The sequence below is a fragment of the Bacillus sp. ISL-75 genome (genome assembly GCF_018613095.1).
Map to the genome: position 1 here is coordinate 30,719 of NZ_JAGGQX010000023.1, position 23,096 is coordinate 53,814.

Sequence of the window (23,096 nt, forward strand, 5' to 3'; positions counted from 1 at the left end):
ATTGGATGGAAGCAAAAACGTGTAATGAATCTCGAGTCGTGAGAACGAGTCGGATTTTTCCTAATGATGTAAATAACCATAATACCTTGTTCGGCGGAAAGTTAATCAGTGATATTGATATGATTGCTTCTATTTCGGCAGTTAGGCATTCCAGAGCGGAATGTGTCACTGCTTCAATTGATTCGGTCGACTTCCTTAGTCCAATTACACCGAAGGATTCAGTTTGTATCGAAACGTTTGTCTCGTCAACAGGGTCTTCTTCCATGGAGATTTTCGTCAAAGTAATTGCGGAGAACCTGATGTCCGGGGATAGAAAAATTGCCGTGACTGCCTTTTTAACGTTTGTTGCATTGGATGACAATGGAAAACCGACAAAGGTTCCAGGAATCATCCCTGAAACCGAAGAAGAGAAAAAACTATTTGAAACAGGAAAAGAAAGAGCCGAAAAGCGGAAAGAACACAGAAAAAGCAGTAAAGAGCTGGCAAGTGTACTGACTATACATAAGCCTTGGGAATAAGAACAGCGGAAGCGCTGGAGCTAGACAATAGAAAAAAAGCACAGAAAAGGTTCGCGAAATTCGCGAACCTTATAATTTCTGTAGATCCCTTCGACTTGGTGCCTGAGGTGGCAGTTGGGCCCAGCCACGATCGACCATTAGATCAAACCCTTTTGTGGAATAAACCATAATATCCAAAATGTACTTTTGATAATAGGCAGCAAGGTCTGTTCTCATTGATAATGATAACGCATGGCCGATAAGCGTGATATCAATTGCGTTCAATGAATGGAAAAGCGTAACCACAAGCCTATCGGAAAAAGGAGAAACCGTTGAATCCGTCACTTCTACACTTGTTGACACGTTCCCAAATAGTTCCTCTCTCATAAGGATATCATTGAAGGTTCTGATTTGCTTTTCAGATATTTTCTTACCTTCCTCAATATAATTATGAATCTCCTTGTCTGTTACCACTTGAAGTAACCCCATACATAGAAGGATTGAAAAATAATTCCGCTCCGTATTAAAAAAAATTTCAGTAATTTCAGCCACGTTTAACGGCCTTTTTTTCCCGAATCCACTTAAATAAGACAGTTTTTCAATATATTCCACTTCAGTGGGATAGGGTATCATCGGCGGACGGTCATAGATTCCCTTCGAAAGCATAAGGTTAGTGGATTGCTGATATAACATCGAAGTTTGCTGGACCATCGAAACAAAAAAATCCATCACATCTTTTCTTGCAATATTTACCGTTATAAATCCCGTGTTAATCATACCCATGCGGCTCATTGAATAAACGAAACTGAGGCCAAACATATCATAAAATAATGGCGGGACAGATAAATTAATATCCTTCTCTGAAAATCCATCAGGGATTGGGATGCCTTCATCATTAAGGATGGCCATGATTTTTTGAACATGACCATTAGAAATTTCATATGCCTGTTGTAGAATTTTTTTAATCTCTTCATCTTGATTGTGATGAAGAAAATATGTCAGTAAACAAACAGACATATTCTCCTGAATATACGTAGCCCATAATCCCCCGATTTCCGCACTGGTCAACCGTATATTGTGTTCCACCTTATCTGACCTCCTAAATAGCGCTTTAAGAATAGAATTCCACTTGATAAGCGCTTTATTCGTTTGTTCAAGACTGAAGGTCTCCAATTTGACAAGGGCATTCTCTAATCTGTAGCTGATTCACTGCGTGCCTTCCAACTCATTACTCCGTCTTCCTCATCAAACTCAATCGTGACATCAACAACCCCTTTTTCTGCCATAATTTTTTCATGAAGACGGTCCTTAATATCATCGGCCGCGGCTACCGTTAATTTTGGATCGACTTCGATTTCTAACTCCACATGCAGGTCTTCGCCCTCTTTAATGACAGTTATCCCTTGAATATCCTTGACATCAGGATCCTCCATAACAAGGATACCGATTTTATTTTCCATCTCTTCATCGGCTTGACCAAGGACTCCTGCAGCATTATCTAAAAAGACCCTTCCAACCACAAAGAACATCATCCCACCAATAAGCATCGAGGCCAATCCCTCTATTTGATGGAATGCAGTGAAGTGAGAAATGACAACAGCAATAATCGCCAACAAACCACCCAAGGTTGCAACGAGGTCTTCCATGAAAACGAGCTTTGTCGCAGGTTTAGCTCTTCCCAAATTGGCAAAACTTTTAGTGAAAATTTGAAGCCCACTTGCTTCAAGCTCAATCTCATGTAAAATTTCTTTCATTGCTTTAAATAACACAAACATTTCTAGCAGTGTTGCAACGGCTAAAACAATAATATTAATAGCAAATCCACCTGACTCGGTTGGATGAATTACATGGTGGTAGCCTTCTTTTATGGTTTCAAATGCCATAATTCCGACAATTAACACAGCACCCAAAAGAACAAGATTTACTAAGCGCCCGAACCCATTTGGATATTTTTCAGTCGGTGCCTTCTTACTTAAGGCGGAGCCGATAAACACAAAAAACTGGTTCGCAGCATCACCGAGGCTGTGCATCGTTTCAGCGAACATCGCCACATTGCCTGTAAACATAAAAGCGACACCTTTTATAATTGAAATAATTGTATTAATTATTGCCGCCAGCATGGCGGATTTATTGCCACGTTTTAATAATTGCAGTAGTTCGCCCATCATATCCTCTTTTCTTTGTTAAACTTTGCTTTTCTTAATATTTTCAAAAACCAGCGATTTCATTATAAATTTTGTTTATGTAAAATCGGGCCCCAATTTTTCATAGGGGCCCTCCTTACTTATACGTTCTTCAGCACCAAATATAAGCGGTTGTTCCTGTGAGCTTGTTCATCTTCTGGAGCTAAATCGTATTTTTTCAGCAAATGGAACACCTCGTTTAAAAGGTCCTGTGTATGCTCTTTTTCAAAGAATTGATTAAATAATGGCTTCATATCTTCAGGTAAAAAAGCAGCAAGAGATACGTATTTACTTTTTACATCTTCATGGGTATGGTCTAGCTTGCATTCGCTCAAACTTACATCCTCCTTAATGGTTTATACCCTTAGTATAAACAAAAAAGCCCCACAAATGGGCTTTTTTTATGCCTTCTTATTCTCTGTCACTTCTAGTACATCCAAAAGGAAAACAAAGACAGGAATTCCGACAATCAATCCCCAAACACCAAAAAAGTGCTCGGAGAATATCAAGACAAGGAATGTATAGAAAACAGGAAGGTTTGTTTTTGAACTCATTAAATTTGGATTGAGAATATACGCCTCAATACCATGAATAATCATAATGGCAATGCCGACATAAAGGACTTTGATCAAACCGCCAATACTATAAGCGATAATTGCAAGCGGAATTAAAGAAATAATCACACCTGCAACAGGAATAAGACCCAAAATAAAAATTAAGATAGATAACCCGCCAAGCTGTGGGAAATCCAGGATCCATAAGGAGATGGTTGTCAAAATACAGTTCACAACAGCAATGATTAGTTGGGCTTCAATCACTTTACCAAACGTTCCAACAAACTTTCGTCCAAAAAATTCAATTTCACTGTAAATGGGTGAAACTTTACTGGTTCTAAATTTCTTTGTAAAGGCAATCAATCGCGGCTTTTCCAACAGGAAGAACAAACTCATTAACAGAGCCAATAAAATTTGCAAACCAATTTTACTAATATCAGTAAAATATTTAAATACAAAGGTAAAGCCTTGCTCTAAATAGCTTGAGATTTTTATTTCTTCCATTCGACTCATTATATAATTCAGCACAATATTATCATGCTTAGTTGTATAAAAGGCGGTTAATTGCTTGATTAATGCGGTAATTTCACCTGCAATCATTGGAAGATACATGACCAATCCATAAGAAAGCAAACCGACAATACTCGCATACGATATTACAACAATTAACTTTCGGTTAAGCGGAATTTTCCTTTCAATGAATTGGACTAACCGATCCATTAAAAAAGTAAGTATGAACGTTAGTAAGATTAGATTAATCATTGACTTCATTGCATAAATAGCAATGGCAATTAAGACAAAAATTGATATTCTCTTGAAACCGGTACTCTGCAATAGTTTATTCATCATAGGCCATTATCGATCCCCATTATATTCACTATAAATCACATGAAAGAATTTTTAATATATGGTTAGTTTACCAAATCTGCAGATATTTGTCTTATCTCAAAATTGGATTGGAGTAGTAGTATTTTCAATTGGTTTACATTCAAAGCCTTGTTTCTTTAAATAGTCTAGAAGTAATGGCAAATGAGCAAGAGTTTCCTTTTGCTCATGTAAAAGGATAACTAGCGGTCCATTATGGTCTTTCTTCTGGTTTATTTGGTTGATAACGCTGTTGACATAGCGTCTATCCTTATAGTACCAATCCTTACTATCAATATTCCAGTCCCACATCAAATACCCATTTTCCTTGACGGCTTTTTTATACTCGTCTGTCATGTTTGGTACGCTGCCATAGGGGGTTCGCATAATAAAAGAATTGACACCTGACACATTCTTTAAGGTGTTACGGTTTTGGGTTAATTCACTAAGCACTGATTCTTTAGATTTATAAAATTTCTTTTGACTGTGAGATACACTATGTAGTCCAACCGTTTCACCTGTCTTGGTCATTAATTTAACCGCTTCAGGATATCTTTTTATATTCCCATCAATCATAAAGAATGTTGCTTTAAATTGATACTTTTCAAGAAGCGCAATTATCTTATCGGAAAAAGCTGCTGGACCATCATCAAATGTTAAATAGACAATTTTCTTACCACTATTTCTTGGTTGTGTATTTTTTGGTTTAGACGGAGTTGCAATGGATTCCTTTGTCGGTGGTTGAGAAGTAGTTTTATCTTTTGTGGTGGGGTGTGCCACAGCTTTATTTGTAGTATGACTGTTTGGCACCTTACTAGTCTCTCGTTCTAGCTGATTACTCCATATCACGGCTTTGTCTTGTTGCTTTCTTATTAATTCTTTTTCCAATTTTAAATCGTTTGTGTTCCGTACAATCATCTCCGCTGACACATTTTTCTTCACAGGTAGCTTAGTAACTTTATTTTTTTGATGATTTTTAGATTCATCACCTGCAGCTTTTGCTTGAAAATAATTACTAACAAATATCCCTGTAAACAAAAAAACAACGGCAATGACAGCAATTAACGTCCCCTTCGACCAACCGCTTTTAAGATTCCCCATCGATCAATCCCTCTTTGATGTTTATTATTTTTCTTTCTCCATTATAGACGAAATTTTGACCAAAGTGTTACCAAACTATGAAAATATTAGAATATTATTTAAAGAATAAATCTGCATAAAATATGTTAAAAACAGAGATTTTTGCCCAATAAAAAAAGCCATCTGAGTGGCTTTTTTGAATGCTCCTTTTGATGCAAACGATCACTGATCAACCACCAAACCCCTTTGTCACCAACTGTATGACTAATGGACCAAGTATCACAATAAATACCGAAGGGAAGATGAAAAACACCATTGGAAACAGCATTTTCACTGGCGCCTTCATCGCCTGCTCACGGGCAGTCTCACGCTGCTGTTCCCGAATCCGTATTGTCAAATTCCCTAATACCTTTGCCATCCCAATCCCGAGCTGATCCGCTTGGATTAACGATGTAATGATACTTTGAAAAGAATCAGATGGCACGCGATTACGAAGTTCATAAAACGCGTCTCTTCTGGATTTTCCTAGTTTCATATCCTCTAATGTTTGAAGAAATTCTGCAGAAAGTGGTCCCTTTAGTTTTTTTGCTACCTCCGAAATCGCCAAATCCAGTCCCATTCCCGCTTCTAACAAAAGATTTACGGTATCAAAAAAATCAGGCATTGATTTATTAATTTCCTTAATTCTAGTTGTTTTTTTCTTTCCAAGATAAAATACAGGCAGGCGGAGGCCTAAAAAAGCCAGTGCAATCGCCAATAACCAGATAGACCTTTTATCTTCTATAGCGGGCATCATAAACAGGATAATAGGAATGCTCATACCAGCAGTAAGTAGCATTTGAAACAACCTAAAATCGAGTGCCGATTTAAAAGGGTAACCCGCATCCTTAAGTTCCATTTCTAATTTTTTTCGCTTTGTATTTGAGACTTTTCCATTTAAAAATTCGGTCCCTTTATTCCAGTAAAGTTGAAATGCCTTTTTTGATTTGCTTTCCCTATGTTTTCGGTAGGAATTCACTTTTTGTCTTTTTACAGGTTCATCAAAATACTTCCCTAATCGTTCGTTAAAGGCGATTTCTTTTTTAAATATGGTTAACAATATGCCTGCAAGCAATAAGGTCACGAACGCGACTATTAATAAAATGAAAACGACATCCAGCAATCTTTTACACCTCTATTCGGATAATCTTCTGGATAAACAACCAACCAATAAAGATGGAAACAACACAAACAAACAACATCATCCATCCCAACGGATGCTCAAGCATTGGCGCAAAATATTCCCTATTCACTAATGATAAATATAAACCCAATCCGACCGGCAGCAGAGTAATAATCCAGGAAGACATTTTCCCCTGTGCGGTTAAAGTGTTTAACTCTTCAAGTATTCGAACTCTGCCCCTGATTGTTTCTTCCATAGTTTCAAGCAGCCCTGCCAGATTTCCTCCACTTTTCCGCTGTGCAAGGATTGCCCTAACAACTACTTCAAGTTCTTTGTTTGGCACTCGTTCCACTAATTCTTCAAATACCGTTTCTAGAGGAATCCCTAACCCCGCCTGACGGACAACGCGGTCAAATTCAGGTCCTAATGGGTCAGGTACTTCTTTTCCAACAAGCTGCATTGCCTGCATAAAACTAAAACCTGCCCTCATTGAATTCGCCATCATACTCAAAATATCAACTAACTGATGTGATGAAAGCTTTAGCCGTTTGTTCCTTTTCCGTTTCAATATAGACTTTGGAATGAGGAAACCAATGGTTACTGCACATACACAAAGATACACTGCTAGTCCTAGGAGGGCTGAAATCGCTCCAATACCAGCGGCCGCTAAAATTCTTAGGACAAAAAACTCTTCAGGTTTTAATTTACTCCCGCTTTCGATTAAGATTTTCTCTGTTTTCTCACTAAATTGAACATTTTTAAAAATCAACGCGAATGAAAGTAAAACTCGCTTAAAAAAAGCTTGTCTTTTTTCTTTTTTATTCATTGCTTCTACCAATTGAGGAGATGGTAAAAACTCATTTATCCTTTTAGTCATTCTTTTTTTAGTGGAATATTTCCATAAGAAAAAAAATATTAAGATACTAGAAGTAAGATATATGATTACTAATTCTATTGCCATTTTCATTTCTACCACTCCCCAGCAAACCATGAAGCAGGCAAAGAGTATCCATTTAATTCAAGCTTCTCAGTGAATTTTGGCCGAATACCTGTAGAAATAAATCTTCCTTCAATTCGACCATCATCTGTAATGCCTGTTTCATTAAATAAATAAATATCCTGAAGAACGATAGTATCCCCTTCCATCCCTAACACTTCCGTCACATGTGTTATTTTTCTCGTTCCATCCTTCATCCTTGTTTGTTGAACAATGATATCTATCGCACCCGCAATCTGCTCACGGATTGCTTTAACCGGAAGTTCATAGCCTGCCATTAACACCATTGTTTCCAAGCGTGAAAGAATATCCCGAGGGGAATTTGCATGCCCTGTACTTAAACTGCCGTCATGGCCAGTATTCATGGCTTGAAGCATATCTAAGGCTTCAGCGCCGCGAACCTCACCAACGACAATTCGATCAGGGCGCATACGGAGAGTATTTCGCACGAGTTCTCGAATTGATATTTGACCTTTTCCTTCAATGTTTGGTGGACGGGATTCTAAAGCCACAACATGTTCCTGATTAAGCTTAAGTTCGGCAGCATCTTCAATGGTTACAATTCGTTCTGTGTTTGGAATAAATGAAGACATTACGTTCAAGGTTGAAGTTTTCCCTGAGCCTGTACCACCGCTAATAAAAATATTGAGCTTGGATTTAACACAAATATCTAGGAAATCCGCTATATCTTCAGTTAAGGTCCCAAATGCAATTAAGTCTTTGATGGTAAAAGGGATATCGGAGAATTTCCGAATGGTTAAACTCGGCCCTTTTAATGCAAGCGGAGGAATGATTGCATTGACACGCGATCCATCTGGTAAACGGGCATCGACCATCGGCGAGCTTTCATCTACACGACGACCAATTGGTGAAACAATTCGTTCGATAACACGCATGACGTGCTGATTATCAACGAAATTAATGTCACTCCTTAAAATCTTGCCGTTTTTCTCGTAATAAATTTGATTATAGCTATTAACCATGACCTCACTAATTAATGGGTTCACTAATAATGGTGTAATCGGCCCATATGCCAACAACTCATCTTTAACATAGTTCAAGATTTCTTGCTTTTCTTCAAAAGTTAGTCTTCCGCCTTCTTTGTCGAAAAAAGCTTGTCCTAATTCTTCAATTTTCTGTTTTTCCTCATTTTTATTCTGGCCAGGATATTTTTTTAATTCTTCTAAAAGGTAATTGTGAAGTCCAGATTCGAGATTCCAAAAATCTTCTGATCTATTTTGTACAGGTAACTCTTGGAAGTCTTTTGCTAATAGATTAGTATTTTTACTTGTACTCGTTCCTTCTTTAAACCGTTCAAAAAGAGACATTAGCAGCTTCCCCTCACTTTCCTACTAGAAACCATCGTTTCTCTTTCTTAATTTTCTGTGTTTCTCCACTTAGCTGTACAAATAGTTTTTCTGATAATTCCCATACTGATTTCCCAAGTTTGCTCCGGGAATTCGATAGTATAAATGGCTGTCCTGATTTTATGGAAGAGGACGCCACAAGTGTCTGTTCTGGCAAGGTGAAATAGATATTCTTCCCTAAGATTTCTTCAATTTTCTTTAGTTCAAGACCTTGTCCTTTTATATAGCGATTCAATATAAGTTTGACTTTATCTTGTTGCTTAATAGACTCTAATGTTTCAAGATAAAGTTTACTTAACCTTAAACCAGTTATATCATTAACTGTTACTAGTAATATTTCATCTGACAGATCAAGACAGCGCAAGTGGATTTCAGATAAATAAACAGGCATGTCAATTAGGACCACGTCGAATAGTCTTTTTGCTGACTCAATAGCACTCTTCATGTGTTCTTCGGTAATTCCTTCAAAGAACTCAGGTCGCGTCGGTGCAGCAAGAATCGAAACATCACCTTCAACCGAAGTCATATATTGATTGATGGAAGTGTTCGATTGACCATATCCTTCCTTAACCCATTCATAAACTGTTCGTTTTGGTTTCACATTAAAGTACATTGCCACCTCACCAAATTGCAGGTTCCCGTCTATAACAGCCACTTTTTTTCCCATTCTGGCGAATGCAATTGCGATATTAACTGTCAAGATGGTCCTGCCGACTCCACCCTTTGGATTGGATACAGCTATAACTCTACTTTTTTCTTTTAATAAATTCCCGAATGTATTATCCTTTTTAGCCCGATGCTGCATATATTTCTTCGCATGGTCGATGGCTTCACCCAGTTCTTCATGATTAAAGGAAGAACGCAGAGTATCGGATGCCCCCATTAACATTGCTTTTTTCAGATTTTCCAAGTCATCAGAGACAATTAAGATAATATAAACATGCGGATAAAGAACGGAAATTTCCTGACAAAGATCATAAACATTAAAATGTGTATGAGCTTTAATAAATAATACTGACTGGTTATTCTCAAGTAAAAGTGTATGTAATTTATCAATCTGATTGGTAACTGACAAATGAAATTGCTGCTTTTCTAAAAATGTTTTTACTTCGCCTGGAGAAGTATTTGTGTCAGAAAAATAAATCCAGTTAATGTTCATTTCGAATTAGTACCCTCCTCTTTAATCACATTACTTGTTTGCTTTAACCCTGCTTTGCTACTTCCTGTGTCCTCAGGATTTCTAAGCATTAAATAGAAGCCACCCTTAGCCTTTGCTGCTAAGCTTAGCATGACCCCTTCTTCTGGCGTGACTTCAAAGGTAACGGTCTCATAATGCTGAGCTTCTTCCTTATTGTCAGTAGATTTACCTGAAGATAGAACCTTCATTTTTTCAAGGATCAACACGGCTGAATTAGATTCTTTACCTGCAGCATCTTTGGTAGTTTCATAGGTAATTACATCCACTAGTGAATTTTGGGTAATATACCCCGATACACCCTCTTCTAAGTTCACTTTTAATGAGATCGCACGTTTACCTTTGCTTATTTCATCTAGCGGGTTTTTAAAATCCCTCACAATCTTTTTATCTTTATCAGTCACTTGCTTTTCAGACTTGTTATCCTTTTTATCTTCACTAACTTGATTGACTTGCCCTTCGGAAGCCGAAGAAACATTTTCTTTTGTGAAAAGTGTTAGATAGGCAAAACCAGCAACTGTCAAACCCAATATAAATGAAATAATCCAAATCTTTTTAGTATTCATATTGTCCCCCTAAATCTCATGCCTGAAGAAATTTCACTCTACCAATTTGACACTATATAATGTCCCTATACCACCATCACTAATCTCTCCAGGCTGAAATCTTTCAATAAATTCTCCCATAAGTGTTTTATTATTAAACCCCTGAACCCAATAAGTAGCAAAACCAGTAACATTTACTTTATCTCTTCCATTCACTCCATCCCATGTATCAATGACGACAATATTAATAACCCTTTTACATCGATTATCAGCAGTTGTTGCGGACTGGCAATGTGGTTTATTAGAATCACTGCTTATCAAATCATTAATAGCACTGCTCACTGGTCCCCACATTTCACCAGGCTCGGTTTTCACCTGATTCCCAACCGAATAAATATTTCCGTTTCTAAGAGCGTCAGCCAAATTTGAAGCCCCTGTTCCATCTAAAGCTAAGAAACCACAGTTCCCATGTGTTTTTCCTGGACTAGAGCATGTTAGCTCTTTTCCATTAGGAATTTGACTTTCTTCCACAGCAATAGGAGTAATCCCTTTAGCCGTTTTTAAATGTCCTACAACCGCTTTAGCCGTAGAGCTAACGCGAGAATCAGTGATACCTAGTACTCTGGCGAATGTGAGCGAAACATTCGTTTGTTTTGTTGCCCTTATCGAATTGCCTATTATCGTTAAATCACGTTCAGTTAGCGGGAATCCATTATCACTTGCCACATCTTTAGCATTTGCGATCGCCTCAGTTTCACCTTGATTTAACCCTTGAGCTCCTGCAAGAACGGCCGCATCCAAAGCTTTCTGCAGCTTGCTTTTTTCTAAATAAATCCTTCCACCATCTATAGCTAAAGCTGCGAAGCCCAGAAGAACTACCATTGAAATGGCAACTATTACTACTGTCGCGCCGCTTTCATCTCGCAAATTTAAAATTCTTAATAGTTTCTTCATCATTCCACCCTCATGGTTGTGGTGTCTGTTAAGGTTAATGTTCCTATGATTTGTCCAATTATCGGAGTAAGAAAAGTAATTGGATACGTGATGGTAATCGTAACATCTGTCCCCGATGTCCTAGTTCCTGAAATACTTACTTTTTCCGTTGTTAAACCAATACTAGTCGCATCACTAGCAGCTGTATTTTTTACAGTTGCATCATCACTTCCAATACTTGCTGAACGTGCAGCTTCTCTACCCGCATGATCAATTGTCAGATAGGCGTGAAATATTCTCGAAAAATCAATAATTCCAAACAAGAGCAAAATTAGTACTGGTAGGACCAGTGCTAGCTCAACAAGCGATTGTCCTTTTTGCGATTTCATTTGAATCCACCCCATAAAAGTGAGCATAGTGTTCCCAGTGCTATTGGCACACCATAAGGGAACGAAATACTACCTTCTTTGTCTTTTGTAATACTCATGGATCCCAGATTACTTCTAAAAAAAATAGCATGGAAGAAGAGTGATCTTAAAGAGTTCTGAAAACCCTTTTTCTTAATAATCAGCAGCAGGGCAATCGCGCCACCAAACAACGCTGTATAGATGAAGGAATAGAATACAAAGCTTGCTCCCATCAATGCTCCGATTGCCCCCATCAATTTCACGTCACCTGCTCCCATTCCTCCTAATAAAAAGGGGATGATTAGAACTCCAAGTCCAACTAGGAGACCGACAAAACTAAATAGGAACCCATCCAAACCTTGTGTTATTGAAAAGTATATAAGGCCAAAAAAGATGGTCGGTAAAGTTACAAGGTTTAATATTTTTCTTTCTTTGAGATCAGTGATGAGTGAAATGACTAAAGCAATACCAAGAATCAAGTAAATAATCATACTCCAAATCAACCTGCCCTATTAAAATATGAGCCCTACTATGAAGTAGGGCTATTAGATATAAAACTACTAAAGAAAGCTTTTTGAATTTTTACGGTAACAGGTTAGTGAATAATGATGTAATTTCAGTTTTTAGCAGACCAACTGCTACTCCAACTACTACTACTACTCCAGCTAACACTAATCCATATTCCGATAACCCTTGTCCTTCTTCTTGTACTACTAGATTCTTGATTTTTTTCAACATGCATTATTCCTCCTAGAAATGTTTTTTTATCAGCTAGTTCACTTTATCGAACAATCATCTTTTTGAGACTCGTTTCTTTTTAACGAACTTAAAATATTTTGTTCTATATAATGAACAACCCTTGAGTAAATAATAGTGCTATTGTCCTGAAAAGTAAATAGTTTTGGAAAATTTCGTTCTAAATAATAAACGACAACATTCAACATTTTTCATTATTGAGAACAATTCAATCTTGGAGTATATTCAATATATCGAACAAAAACATGATAGGAGATAACAATAATGGAAAAATCAATTAAAACGATTCCTTATTCTATTAACCTTGCTGATTCATTTATTAAGAGATTGAAAGGACTTATGTTTCGGAAGGACCAATTGGTTGACGAGGGTTTGTGGATTATTCCGTGTAATTCGATTCATATGTGCTTTATGCACTTTGAAATCGATGCTGTTTTTCTTAATAAAGAGGGCCAAATCGTTAAATTGGTTGAAGAGCTTAAGCCATGGCGCTTTGTAAAGCCTGTTCAGAATGCCTACTCAGTAGTTGAACTTCCAGCCGGAACTGTTAACCAGTTTGGTTTAAAACAAGGAGAAATTTTCAGTCTTTAAATTAAAGAATTGCTCAATACTCACCTGAAAAACTTACAAAATGCACCATTCTTACTCTGTAATATTAATTATGTACAAACAACCTCCACAATTTGGTGCCTGACACCCATTGACAATGATTCTCATTATCTTTAATATAACCTTATAGAGATTAATTGGAGGGGGATACAACATGTTTAACATGCTATATGGGTTGAAGGATATTCACACGGTTATTTCAAATCAACGTAAAATCGGCGGTGCGGCTGAGGCTGATTCGATTCGGTTATCATCAGGTGAAACCTATCTAAACCCTGTGTTTACTAATGTTGATATCTCAAAAGGTCATTATGTTTCTGTGGGTTTCATCGACCAAGATGGTGCAAATGTCATCGTACATGTCGATCAGATTGCTGTTATTAAAGGCTTACAGCACAAATTAATTTGTCAGCTCAATAATACTTATATTAAGCAATATCTGCTGCACGATACATTGAAATATTTACAAAAGTTATGTGAAGTGAATGCCGGTTTTGTAACAAGCTCCTTTAAAAAAGAAGCGCTGAAACTTGTGCGTGATATCAGTGTAAAAGAATTGAAAAACCATAATGTTTCGCTTCCATTCCCTGTTGAAGATAAATTAGTTCAATTATTTGCTTAATAAAAACGCGGTCCGCCTTGTGCTGGACCGCGTTTTACTATTTATAGGATGTCCGCTTGGCAAGCCAATCGATAGCCATTGTTTAATTCGTTCCCTAGCTTGATTTGCTCTTGTTTATTTGGCTTCGATAATCCTGGACCTTGCAGGACCTGTACGGTACATTGTCCGCAGGTTCCTTTTTGGCATTTGTATTTGATGGGCTTCTCTTGGTTTAGAGCGACATCAAGCAATTTTCCTTTGGCAGGTGTTATTTCGAATTTCTTCTCACCTTGGAGTACGATTATTTTTTCAGAGTGAGGTTCTTTCCTAAACGCATCGGATTGTTGTTTAGGTTCTTCCTTTTCAAAAAGAGTACTTGCGGGTGGGTGCAGAACAGGAGCCAATGAACCCGGAATGAGTGAGCCAACCGTAAAAACTCGTTTGTTCACACGTTAATCTCCTATTGCCTCTAGTGTGCATATTGCCCCAGGACGCTTGATTCTTAACACTACGGTTTCATATACACGGAAAGGGTGATTCATCCCTTCCTGGCCCATGTAGGCTGTATCAAAATCCTCTGATACGGCAAGATCCAAGTTATTTCGCCCGGTATTAAGGATCACTCCTGTTTTCCCTTTTAAAACTGGTGATTGGAACACCCCATCGGTCACAAGCTCACGAATATGTTCAATTTCTAAGACATTGGTATCTTTATGGACACGATGTATTAGCGAATAAAGCTCTGGTGCTAGGACAAGTGCAAACGGTCCATGATGGTTCATTTCGAGCAGTTTATTCCTTGCATCGACAATATCCTGAAATGCGGTTCCTGATTCATACCATTCCCCAATCAAGTGCGTCAGCCGTCCTTGGACATTCATTATTCCAGGGATATCAAATTCTTTTGCTCCGTGAAAAATCATCTGGTCTTCCAGATTAGCGACGTCTCGGGCAGCATTTGCAGCTGGTGAAAAATCAATTGGAATATCGAGTACCTTGGTTTGTTCTATATCGCGCCAATATAGGATGAAATCCTTGTAGAGTAAAGGGATGGTATGGTTTACCCGTTTACTTGTTTCGAATGTGGTATCAAAGGAACCTTGGAAGTCCATTTTCGCTTCTTGGTTTTCAATAAAGATGTCATTTGAGATGCTTTGCATACCTCGTCCGAGCGGGCCATATAGTTCGATAAAACGCCGGCCTATCAACTGACTGCGTGCTGTTTCGATGACTGTTTTGTCTAATTGGGCGAATTCTTGGTCTGTTATCGGTGAATCCGGAAATAATTGCGATTTGTTCATGTTTCGATCCTCTCTTCATTTCGTATTTATTTTTAGGTTGATTCTATAGGTGTGGATTCCGCTGAGTCTGGGATTTTCCGCCGATTTGAGCGGGGATTCCGCCTAACCAGGAAGGAATCCCGCCAAACTTCAAAAGGATTCCGCCATTCGCAGCTTTGACACTTGGAACCTAGCGGGATTCCGCCGATTTCGGAGTTAATTCCGCCGATTTGTGCGAGGATTCCGCCTAACCAGGAAGGAATCCCGCCAAACTTTAAAAGGATTCCGCCATTCGAAGCTTTGACACTTGGAACCTAGCGGGATTCCGCTGATTTCGGAGTTTATTCCGCTGATTAGAACGGGGATTCCGCCTAACCAGGAAGGAATTCCGCCAAGTTCTCAACTTATTCCGCCATACATCATAAATCGTATGAATTTGAGTCTATTTACTTATGTAAGTACGGCCTAAATTAAGCTCCCAACAGTAAACCCCTTTTTATATTTAGCTGAAGATACGACTGGGATAGCAGCCGATGTTGTACCAGACCGGTCTAAGTGGTCATGATCGTGATCATGATGGGCATGCGGGTCTATGTAGTCATTATCGAAACGTTTATTAATCTCCAGTAACATCGCCTTTACTTGCTGATAATCCCGGTAGGATACTTCCCGTAATTGGTTAAGCATCGTGCTGCGTTCCTCATCGGTAAAGCGAAATAGGGCTAAATCGAGATGTTCTACAAAATTATGTAACCCGAATTTTTCGAGGTTCAACTCTTGCAAGAGCCGATTAAATTCATTATTCGTCGGCGCAAAATCTTTCTCATCCTTTTCCTTTTCAAATTTACTGATCAGCGGAATCAGCTCTACTAATCGGGAAAGCCGCTGCTCCTCTTCTTCAAAAATATGATGGTAGTAAAGTCGTTCATGGTCATCTGTAGCGTTCTGAATGACCGGATCCAACATATTCATAAATTTTTCAATCGCATCTTTGGTTGTCGTAAAAATTTGATAAAAAATCTTTAATTCTTCTTTCACTAAATGCACCCCCGGATTTCAACTATTTGTCATTATTGACGTTGAATGGAGTTTTCAAACAATTAGACGATAAATTAAATACACCATAATCTCCCCTGATATCCCCTTAAAGACCAAGTATAAATTTATAACACTATGAATTATAAAAAAACGCTATCCATTCTTATCATTTTAAATGTAAGAAAGAATTGCGTTTCCTCGTTATGAAATAATTATTCTATTAAAATCAATTCTGCTACGATTCTAAGGGTAAATATATATTTTTGAATCCTGTTATAACGTCAAGGGGCTTGGTTTGCTATAAACATCATCCTTATTGAACCTGATTTCTTTCAATTGTTTTTTATATTATATTTGAAACATTTTCTATTAAGTGCGTTTGATTAGGTATTCTTCTGACAACTTCTTTACCAATTTCAATTGAAGCGGTTGCAGCCGGTGAGGGGGCATTGCATACATGCAAAGTTCGTTTGCCTATAATAATATGGAAATCATCAACCATGGTACCATTACTTTTTAGTGCCTGTGCCCGTACGCCGGAAGGAGCCGGAATTAAATCCTCTTCCTTAACCTCTGGAATCAATTCCTGAAGACTCTTGGTAAACTGGGATTTACTAAAGGATCTAATATATTCCTCAAGTCCTTCTTTCATAAATTTTCTTGCAAGCCTCCAGAATCCGCCATATGAAAGGGTTTCAGCTAAATCACGCGGACTAAAATCGGTTTTCTTATACCCTTCCCGTTTAAACCCAAGCACTGCATTAGGACCCGCATCGACTTCGCCTCCAATCATTCGTGTAAAATGAACACCAAGGAACGGGAAGTTTGGATTAGGTACTGGATAAATTAGATTTTTTACTAGATAACGTTTTTCCGGCTTTAATTTATAGTATTCTCCGCGAAAAGGGACAATTTTCATATCTGTTTTATACCCTGACGCTGTCGCAACACGATCACTATGAAGCCCTGCACAATTAATCACAATACGAGCTTTCAATGTGCCACGGTTCGTTTCAATCTGGACAGCATCAACATCTTCTTGCATTTTTTCTACCTTAGTATTAACCTGAATTTCACCGCCATGTGCTTGGATAATCTCTGCAAACTTTTCGCTAACCTGTCGATAATTCACAATGCCGGCTTGCGGAACCCTAATCGCTCCAAGTCCGCGTACATGTGGTTCTATTTCTTTTAATTCATCCGCACCAATCTTTTCAATATTCAGTTCGTTTTGAAGTCCGCGATTATATAAATTATCAAGAAGCGGCAATTCTTCCTGCTTCGTGGCGACAATAACTTTCCCACAAATATCATGTTCAATCCCATGAATCTGACAAAATTCTGTCATCGACTGACTTCCTTGCCTAGCGAATCTTGCTTTAAAGCTTCCGGGTTTATAGTAAATACCTGAGTGAATGACACCGCTGTTATGGCCTGTTTGGTGCTCAGCTACTGCTTTTTCTTTTTCAATCACAACAATTTTCGCATTCGGGTATCGCACGTAAAGTGCCATTCCTGTGGATAAACCGACTATCCCCCCACCAACAATTGCAAAATCATACATATTCAACGCCCCCTATTTATTTAGATTTTTGCTCTTTAAACGTTCCATATAATTAATTAAATTGTTCTTGGTGCGAAAAATATGATACTCCACCGCCGCCCGTAGTTCATAAGGATCCCCGCGTAACACCGCTTCATAAATGCATCGATGCTCACGTTGTGTTTCCTGAAACTCATCAATTAATAAATTAGGCGCTATTGGTGAAATTCCAAGCGTCTCAACAATTTTAAGGACCCTTGGCCATGGACAACCTTTCCTAAGAGTTTCGTGAAATAAGGCGTTTAGTCGAATATATTCATCATTCGTTTCGTCGGTTAATTTAAGCGCTTCCATTTGAAGTAAGATGTTTTCTAATTCTTGTTTATCATCTTCAGTTAAGAAGGGTAGTGATTTTTCAACAGCTAAGCCTTCAAGTATCGAACGGGTTTGGTAAATTTCTTCAATATTATCATGTGTAATCGGCGTGACTATTGCCCCTTTATGAGGGACTAGCTCTACCAGACCTTCCATTTGCAGTTGCGTCAGTGCTTCCCGTATAGGCATGCGACTGACACCGAGCCGCTCCGCCCATTCTTCTTGAATAAGCCGGTCTCCCTTTTTCAATGTCCCATCTAATATGACTTGTCTAAGAGACTTCGTTACTGTCTTTACTATCGTAGATTTATTTGGAGTTATTTCAGTCATCAGAATATCCACCTCGTTTTATTTTGGATACAATAATAAGTTTATCACACCATTTTCAGCACATCAATGCCTATATTTCCATAATTCTGTATCCAATCAATTTTATTTAGGATCCAATCTTATATATCGATAATGGCCCCAGAAATGAAATATATAAAATAAAAAACGGACAATGCTGAACTCCCAGCTTGTCCGTTTATCCATATATTCCTTTTTTTAATTTAGAGTGAAATTCTTTCCCTAGTTTTTTTCAGATTAAACGTTTTCATTTTGTTATATAATGTTTTTCTAGTAATGCCAAGGAGCTCAGAAGTTTTTGAAATGTTCCCATCATAGACATCTAGAGCTTTGATTATGAATTCCTTTTCCACCTTCTCCAATGTGGTTAATTCCACTCTTTCAGGCAAAAACATATGTTCAATTACTTTATAAGGAAAATGTTCTATTGTAATCTTCTTCCCTTGAGAGAGCACGACTGCTCTTTCTATATAGTTTTCTAGCTCTCTTATATTACCTGGCCAATGATATGATTTTAAATATTTTAAGATAGCTGGGTCAAATTCCGGACATTTTTGATTCAATCCCTTACTAATTTTATTTAATAAGTGATTAAATAACTCTGGAATGTCTTCCAACCTTTCACGTAGTGGCGGGATTTGAAATACAATGATTCCTAATCGATAAAATAAATCTCTTCGAAAATTATTTTTGTCAACTAAATTTTCAAGTGATTCATTAGATGCCGCTATTACTCTAACATTGATAGGAATGGGGGTCGATCCACCCACACGCGTCACTTCATTCTGCTGTAATACCCTCAATAATTTAACTTGCATATCCTCAGGCATACTGTTGATTTCGTCTAAAAATAGCGTACCTCCATGAGCCAACTCAAACTTGCCTGCCATACCGCCCTTTTTTGCCCCAGTGAATGCTCCTTCCTGGTATCCAAATAACTCGCTTTCAATAAGTTGATCAGGAATGGCACCACAGTTTACTGCTATAAATGGGCTTCCTCTTCTCTCGCTTGCATTGTGAATGGCTTGTACAAACAATTCTTTACCCGTTCCACTCTCCCCTTCGACTATGATTCGTGAGTTTGAATTCGACACTACTCTTGCCATATTAATGGCAGATTGTATTCCCTCTCCACTACCAATAATGTCTTCAAATGTAAAATAACTCCCCTGTGAAGGCCGATTGTTCTTTTTTATTTCTACATTTCTTTCTTTCACAAGAAGTTCGTTTTCTATAGCTTTAGCAAGAGAGACAACCATCCCAAGAGTATGGGTATGCTTAAGTGAATAATGTCCTGAAAGTGTCAGGACTCCTATTAATTTCCCATTACCATCATGTATTGGAGCAGCTGCACACGCCCATTGATGAAAAAGTACGTTGTAATGCTCCGGCCCACCAATATGTATTGGCTTCCTTGTTGTAATGGTGACACTGATTGCATTTGTACCGGCACTTTCAGAGCGGTTTGCCCCAATTACGAAATTACTCTTTTTCGCTTGCTCGACCACATGTTTGTCGCCTCTAACATCTAATACATTTCCGTATTTATCCGTTAACACAAACAAAAAGTTAGTTTCTTTTGTTATATCGCTAATGAGATTAATAAATGGAGCAACTTCGTTGATTAATAATTGATTTTTGCTTATTAACTTTTGAATTCCATCCTTTTCCAATAAAGGAGGTTTTTTGAAGGGATTAACATTTAATTTTCGGCAGCGTTTCCATGAATCTGCTACCTCTTTTCTCAGATGGGAAGTATCATTTCCGCCATTAATAAATTGGTCCCATTTATTATATAGTTCTTTGTAAGAATAATCGGATGGCAAAAAAATTCCTCCGTTCAATAGTAATAATGGGTTTTGTAACAAAAGAAGGTGTAAAATTCCGAATTGTCACTTTTATATAATAACAGACATTGGTATATTTCGGAAAGTTTTATACCTTAAACTGGGGGAAATAATGGATATTACTAGGGTATTTGGTGATTTTTCACAAAAAAGAGGAGACTGGTACAAATCTCATAAAATACTTTGTACCAGCCGTTTTTTATATTATTGAATAACTAAATTTTTCTTCTTCTCTAACCAGGCTCTTGCGGTTTCCCATATCCCTTCTGATACGGTAGGATGTGGATGGATTACTGAAGCTAATTCATCCATCGTGCCTTCGAGAAAAATAGCTGTGGATACCTCAGAAATCATTTCGGTTACATGAGGACCAACCATTACCGCTCCAAGAATTTCATCATAGCGATCATCCGCAATCAGCTTAATAAACCCGGATGACTCATCCATTGCTAATGTTTTGCCATTTGCTGTTAACTGCAGTGTCTCGCTTCGAAAGGAATAGCCTCTTTCTTTTGCCTCCTTTTCGGATAATCCAACACTAGCAATTTCCGGAAAAGTATAGATACAACGTGGTACAACTTTATAATCAACTTCCTTGAATATACCTGAAGCGTTCGACGCTGCTACTATACCTTCACTACTTGCAACATGTGCCAATTGCCAGCCGCCAATTACATCCCCAACAGCATAAACATTCGGAAAGCTTGTTTCCATTTGCTTATTTACTGCGATAAATGGACCAATCATCTTCAATCCCAACTTATTGACACAACTTACATTTGGTTTACGCCCTGAGGCAAACAGAACTTCTTCCGCGGAAATTGTCACCTGATCTAGATTCTTCAGCTCCACAGTTATCGATTTTTCTGAATCGATTTCACCAGCCTCAACTACTTTTGCAGATGTATGAATGGTGATTCCTTTTTTCTTAAGTTCTTTCGTCATTAACCTCGACGCATCTTCATCTTCTCCAGCAATTAACCTTTCACCCATTTCAATGATCGTAACATCAACGTTCAAACTGGAAAAAATACAGGCAAATTCCACTCCGATAATTCCTCCGCCTATGATGACGATTGATTTTGGTATGTAAGCTAAATCAAAAATCGTATCACTTGTATGGGCCTTAATATGTTCAACACCTTTAATTGATGGTACATAGGGTTTTGAACCAGTAGCAATGATAATTTTTTTACCATACACCTCAGATTGGATATTATTCGCCTCAATTTTCACTCGATAATCGGGTAAAATGGTTGCTAAGCCATTATAGAGATCAACATTTGCGCTTTTCAGGAGGAATTCTACTCCTCTTCGCAAATTCTCTATAACAGTAGTTTTTCGTTTCATCATTTTTTCGAAAGACAACTTAACGTTTTCTACTTCTACTCCCCACTTTTTTGCCTTTTCTATCATGTCGAGGAATTCGGAATGCCTAAGAAGCGTTTTTGAAGGGATACACCCAGTATTCAGGCAAGTTCCTCCAAGATACTGATTTTCAATGAGAGCGACTGACAAGCCCTGCTTCCCGGCGAATTCTGCAGCAACATAACCGCCTGGGCCCCCTCCAACTACTATTAAATCGTATATCTTCATATATCTCACCTCAAACCATTAATTCATAAGGATTTTCTATTAAATTTTTCAGTTCAGTGAGAAACTCAGCTGCCGGAGCCCCATCAATCACACGATGGTCAAATGAGAGGCTGAGGGTAACAAATTGCTTTGCCGCAAATGATCCGTTTTCAGAAACGACTTTTTCCCGAATTCGTCCGATTCCCAGGATCGCAGATTGTGGCTGATTAATAATAGGCGTAAATGCATCAACGGCATACATCCCCAAATTACTAATCGTGAATGTTCCACCAGCCAAATTTTCTGGAGCTAGTTTATTTTCTCTAGCCTGTTTGACAATTCGCTTATTTTCTTCCGTAAGAGCTGCAAGTCCCTTCCTATCTGCATTTCTGATAACTGGCACTACTAACCCATTGGGAACAGCAACAGCTACGCCGATATTGACTTCCGATAGAATTTCAATCGTATTCCCGTTTAGTGAAGAATTCACCAATTTGTGTGTTTTTAAAGCGGTTGCTGCAGCTTTGATAAAAATTTCGGTATAAGATAAACGATGCCCCGATACCTTCAAAATTTTATCTAATAGTTTCGTTCTTAATTCGATTCCTGCTGTCATTTCAACTTCAGAGGTAAGTGTAACATGCGGTACTGTAGTAACACTTTGGACCATTCTTTCGCCAATAACCTTACGCAAGCCAATATATTGAAGAGTTTGATTCTTCGAGATTGGTTGGTTGTTCAGAACATCAGAGGATACAATTTTTTCGTTTGCACCCGTGCCTTGGATGTTCGCTAAATTGATATTATTGTAATTTGCTAGTTTACTAGCAAGGGGAGTTACTTTTTGTTGATTGCTGATATATAATTCAACATCCCTTACTTGGATTCGATGATTGGGACCTGTACCTTTAATTTGGCGTAAGTCAATCCCATTGTCTTTTGCAAGCTTATTCGCTGAAGGCGTCCTTCTTGGTTTATTTATTCCATTAAAATTTGGTTGTTTTTCCGTACCGATTGACGGAGCAGTGTTTTCTGCTAATGGTTCTACCTCTACCTTTAACCCCTCTGAAACAGTATTTCGCATATCCTTAATAGTTTCATCCGCCTGTCCAATATAGGCGATTGGTTCTAGAACGGCTACTTCTTCATCAACATTATATAATCTTTTTAATAGTATGCCTGAGGTTGTAGCTTCCACTTCAAGATTGATTTTATCGGTCATAATCTCAAGAATAGGTTCACCTTTTTCAACTCGATCCCCTTCATTCTTCATCCATTCCAATATCGTTCCTTTTTCCATCGTTGCTCCGAGTTTGGGCATTAATACTTGTTCAGCCATG

25 protein-coding genes are annotated in these 23,096 nt (G+C 38.0%); 3 read left to right on the forward strand and 22 right to left on the reverse strand.

From position 1 onward, the window contains the following. The first annotated feature begins 5 nt into the window (after positions 1-5). Positions 6-518, forward strand: coding sequence for an acyl-CoA thioesterase (locus J7E63_RS10705; RefSeq protein WP_088089535.1), 513 nt, complete (start codon positions 6-8; stop codon positions 516-518). A gap of 69 nt (positions 519-587) precedes the next feature. Here J7E63_RS10705 and J7E63_RS10710 read toward each other — a convergent pair whose 3' ends face one another. The 14 genes from J7E63_RS10710 to J7E63_RS10775 form a co-directional block, all read right to left on the reverse strand. After that, a complete protein-coding gene (locus J7E63_RS10710) occupies positions 588-1,583 on the reverse strand; it encodes a DUF3231 family protein (protein WP_215011826.1) in 996 nt (331 codons plus the stop codon). A 104-nt stretch (positions 1,584-1,687) separates the two neighbouring features. Beyond that, the gene (locus tag J7E63_RS10715; RefSeq protein WP_215012044.1) at positions 1,688-2,662 is read right to left on the reverse strand and encodes a cation diffusion facilitator family transporter; all 975 of its coding nucleotides are present in this window, start codon (positions 2,660-2,662) and stop codon (positions 1,688-1,690) included. Positions 2,663-2,781: 119 nt separating this feature from the next. Then, entirely contained in the window at positions 2,782-3,015 is a 234-nt protein-coding gene (locus J7E63_RS10720; RefSeq protein WP_168245634.1) for a group-specific protein, read from the reverse strand. A 66-nt stretch (positions 3,016-3,081) separates the two neighbouring features. Further along, entirely contained in the window at positions 3,082-4,083 is a 1,002-nt protein-coding gene (locus J7E63_RS10725; protein ID WP_168245635.1) for an AI-2E family transporter, read from the reverse strand. A gap of 96 nt (positions 4,084-4,179) precedes the next feature. Beyond that, positions 4,180-5,199 carry a polysaccharide deacetylase family protein gene (locus J7E63_RS10730; protein ID WP_215011828.1) on the reverse strand — a complete coding sequence of 340 codons (1,020 nt, stop codon included), beginning with the start codon at positions 5,197-5,199 and terminating at the stop codon, positions 4,180-4,182. Between the two features lie 208 nt (positions 5,200-5,407). Continuing rightward, positions 5,408-6,340 carry a type II secretion system F family protein gene (locus tag J7E63_RS10735; protein WP_215011830.1) on the reverse strand — a complete coding sequence of 311 codons (933 nt, stop codon included), beginning with the start codon at positions 6,338-6,340 and terminating at the stop codon, positions 5,408-5,410. Positions 6,341-6,344: 4 nt separating this feature from the next. After that, on the reverse strand, positions 6,345-7,307 hold the full coding sequence (locus tag J7E63_RS10740) for a type II secretion system F family protein (protein WP_215011840.1): 963 nt from the start codon (positions 7,305-7,307) through the stop codon (positions 6,345-6,347). Positions 7,308-7,309: 2 nt separating this feature from the next. Beyond that, on the reverse strand, positions 7,310-8,665 hold the full coding sequence (locus J7E63_RS10745; RefSeq protein ID WP_215011842.1) for a TadA family conjugal transfer-associated ATPase: 1,356 nt from the start codon (positions 8,663-8,665) through the stop codon (positions 7,310-7,312). 13 nt (positions 8,666-8,678) lie between these two features. Beyond that, positions 8,679-9,863 carry a CpaE/TadZ family protein gene (locus tag J7E63_RS10750; protein ID WP_215011844.1) on the reverse strand — a complete coding sequence of 395 codons (1,185 nt, stop codon included), beginning with the start codon at positions 9,861-9,863 and terminating at the stop codon, positions 8,679-8,681. Then, positions 9,860-10,465: a Flp pilus assembly protein CpaB gene (gene cpaB / locus J7E63_RS10755; protein ID WP_215011846.1), complete on the reverse strand. Its 606-nt coding sequence runs from the start codon at positions 10,463-10,465 to the stop codon at positions 9,860-9,862. The genes J7E63_RS10750 and cpaB overlap by 4 nt, the downstream gene beginning before the upstream one ends. A gap of 33 nt (positions 10,466-10,498) precedes the next feature. Further along, entirely contained in the window at positions 10,499-11,401 is a 903-nt protein-coding gene (locus J7E63_RS10760) for a pilus assembly protein TadG-related protein (RefSeq protein WP_215011848.1), read from the reverse strand. Then, positions 11,398-11,766 (reverse strand): TadE/TadG family type IV pilus assembly protein, encoded by a 369-nt coding sequence (locus J7E63_RS10765; protein WP_215011850.1) that lies wholly within the window; start codon positions 11,764-11,766, stop codon positions 11,398-11,400. Before J7E63_RS10765 ends, J7E63_RS10760 begins: the two co-directional genes overlap by 4 nt. Beyond that, positions 11,763-12,275: an A24 family peptidase gene (locus J7E63_RS10770; RefSeq protein ID WP_251033482.1), complete on the reverse strand. Its 513-nt coding sequence runs from the start codon at positions 12,273-12,275 to the stop codon at positions 11,763-11,765. The genes J7E63_RS10765 and J7E63_RS10770 overlap by 4 nt, the downstream gene beginning before the upstream one ends. Before the next feature lie 91 nt (positions 12,276-12,366). Beyond that, positions 12,367-12,522: a Flp family type IVb pilin gene (locus J7E63_RS10775; RefSeq protein ID WP_215011852.1), complete on the reverse strand. Its 156-nt coding sequence runs from the start codon at positions 12,520-12,522 to the stop codon at positions 12,367-12,369. Between the two features lie 282 nt (positions 12,523-12,804). Here J7E63_RS10775 and J7E63_RS10780 point away from each other — a divergent pair, with 282 nt between their 5' ends. Next, complete coding sequence (locus J7E63_RS10780; protein WP_215011854.1) at positions 12,805-13,131, forward strand: DUF192 domain-containing protein; 327 nt, start codon at positions 12,805-12,807, stop codon at positions 13,129-13,131. A 172-nt stretch (positions 13,132-13,303) separates the two neighbouring features. Beyond that, positions 13,304-13,771: a hypothetical protein gene (locus J7E63_RS10785; protein ID WP_098930912.1), complete on the forward strand. Its 468-nt coding sequence runs from the start codon at positions 13,304-13,306 to the stop codon at positions 13,769-13,771. Positions 13,772-13,812: 41 nt separating this feature from the next. Here J7E63_RS10785 and J7E63_RS30105 read toward each other — a convergent pair whose 3' ends face one another. From J7E63_RS30105 to J7E63_RS10825, 8 genes are all read right to left on the reverse strand, one after another. Next, complete coding sequence (locus J7E63_RS30105; protein WP_215011857.1) at positions 13,813-14,199, reverse strand: 2Fe-2S iron-sulfur cluster-binding protein; 387 nt, start codon at positions 14,197-14,199, stop codon at positions 13,813-13,815. Positions 14,200-14,202: 3 nt separating this feature from the next. Next, complete coding sequence (locus tag J7E63_RS10795; RefSeq protein WP_215011859.1) at positions 14,203-15,051, reverse strand: family 1 encapsulin nanocompartment shell protein; 849 nt, start codon at positions 15,049-15,051, stop codon at positions 14,203-14,205. Between the two features lie 444 nt (positions 15,052-15,495). Next, complete coding sequence (locus tag J7E63_RS10800; RefSeq protein WP_215011861.1) at positions 15,496-16,068, reverse strand: IMEF encapsulin system ferritin-like cargo protein; 573 nt, start codon at positions 16,066-16,068, stop codon at positions 15,496-15,498. A 343-nt stretch (positions 16,069-16,411) separates the two neighbouring features. Next, positions 16,412-17,632, reverse strand: a complete 1,221-nt coding sequence (gene lhgO / locus J7E63_RS10805) for an L-2-hydroxyglutarate oxidase (protein ID WP_215011863.1) — start codon at positions 17,630-17,632, stop codon at positions 16,412-16,414. A 12-nt stretch (positions 17,633-17,644) separates the two neighbouring features. Beyond that, complete coding sequence (locus J7E63_RS10810; protein WP_215011865.1) at positions 17,645-18,316, reverse strand: GntR family transcriptional regulator; 672 nt, start codon at positions 18,314-18,316, stop codon at positions 17,645-17,647. A gap of 221 nt (positions 18,317-18,537) precedes the next feature. Then, the gene (locus J7E63_RS10815; RefSeq protein ID WP_215011867.1) at positions 18,538-20,160 is read right to left on the reverse strand and encodes a sigma-54-dependent Fis family transcriptional regulator; all 1,623 of its coding nucleotides are present in this window, start codon (positions 20,158-20,160) and stop codon (positions 18,538-18,540) included. Positions 20,161-20,385: 225 nt separating this feature from the next. After that, positions 20,386-21,777 (reverse strand): dihydrolipoyl dehydrogenase, encoded by a 1,392-nt coding sequence (lpdA, locus tag J7E63_RS10820; RefSeq protein ID WP_215011869.1) that lies wholly within the window; start codon positions 21,775-21,777, stop codon positions 20,386-20,388. A gap of 10 nt (positions 21,778-21,787) precedes the next feature. Then, positions 21,788-23,095: a dihydrolipoamide acetyltransferase family protein gene (locus tag J7E63_RS10825; RefSeq protein WP_215011871.1), complete on the reverse strand. Its 1,308-nt coding sequence runs from the start codon at positions 23,093-23,095 to the stop codon at positions 21,788-21,790. Position 23,096: the final 1 nt, after the last annotated feature.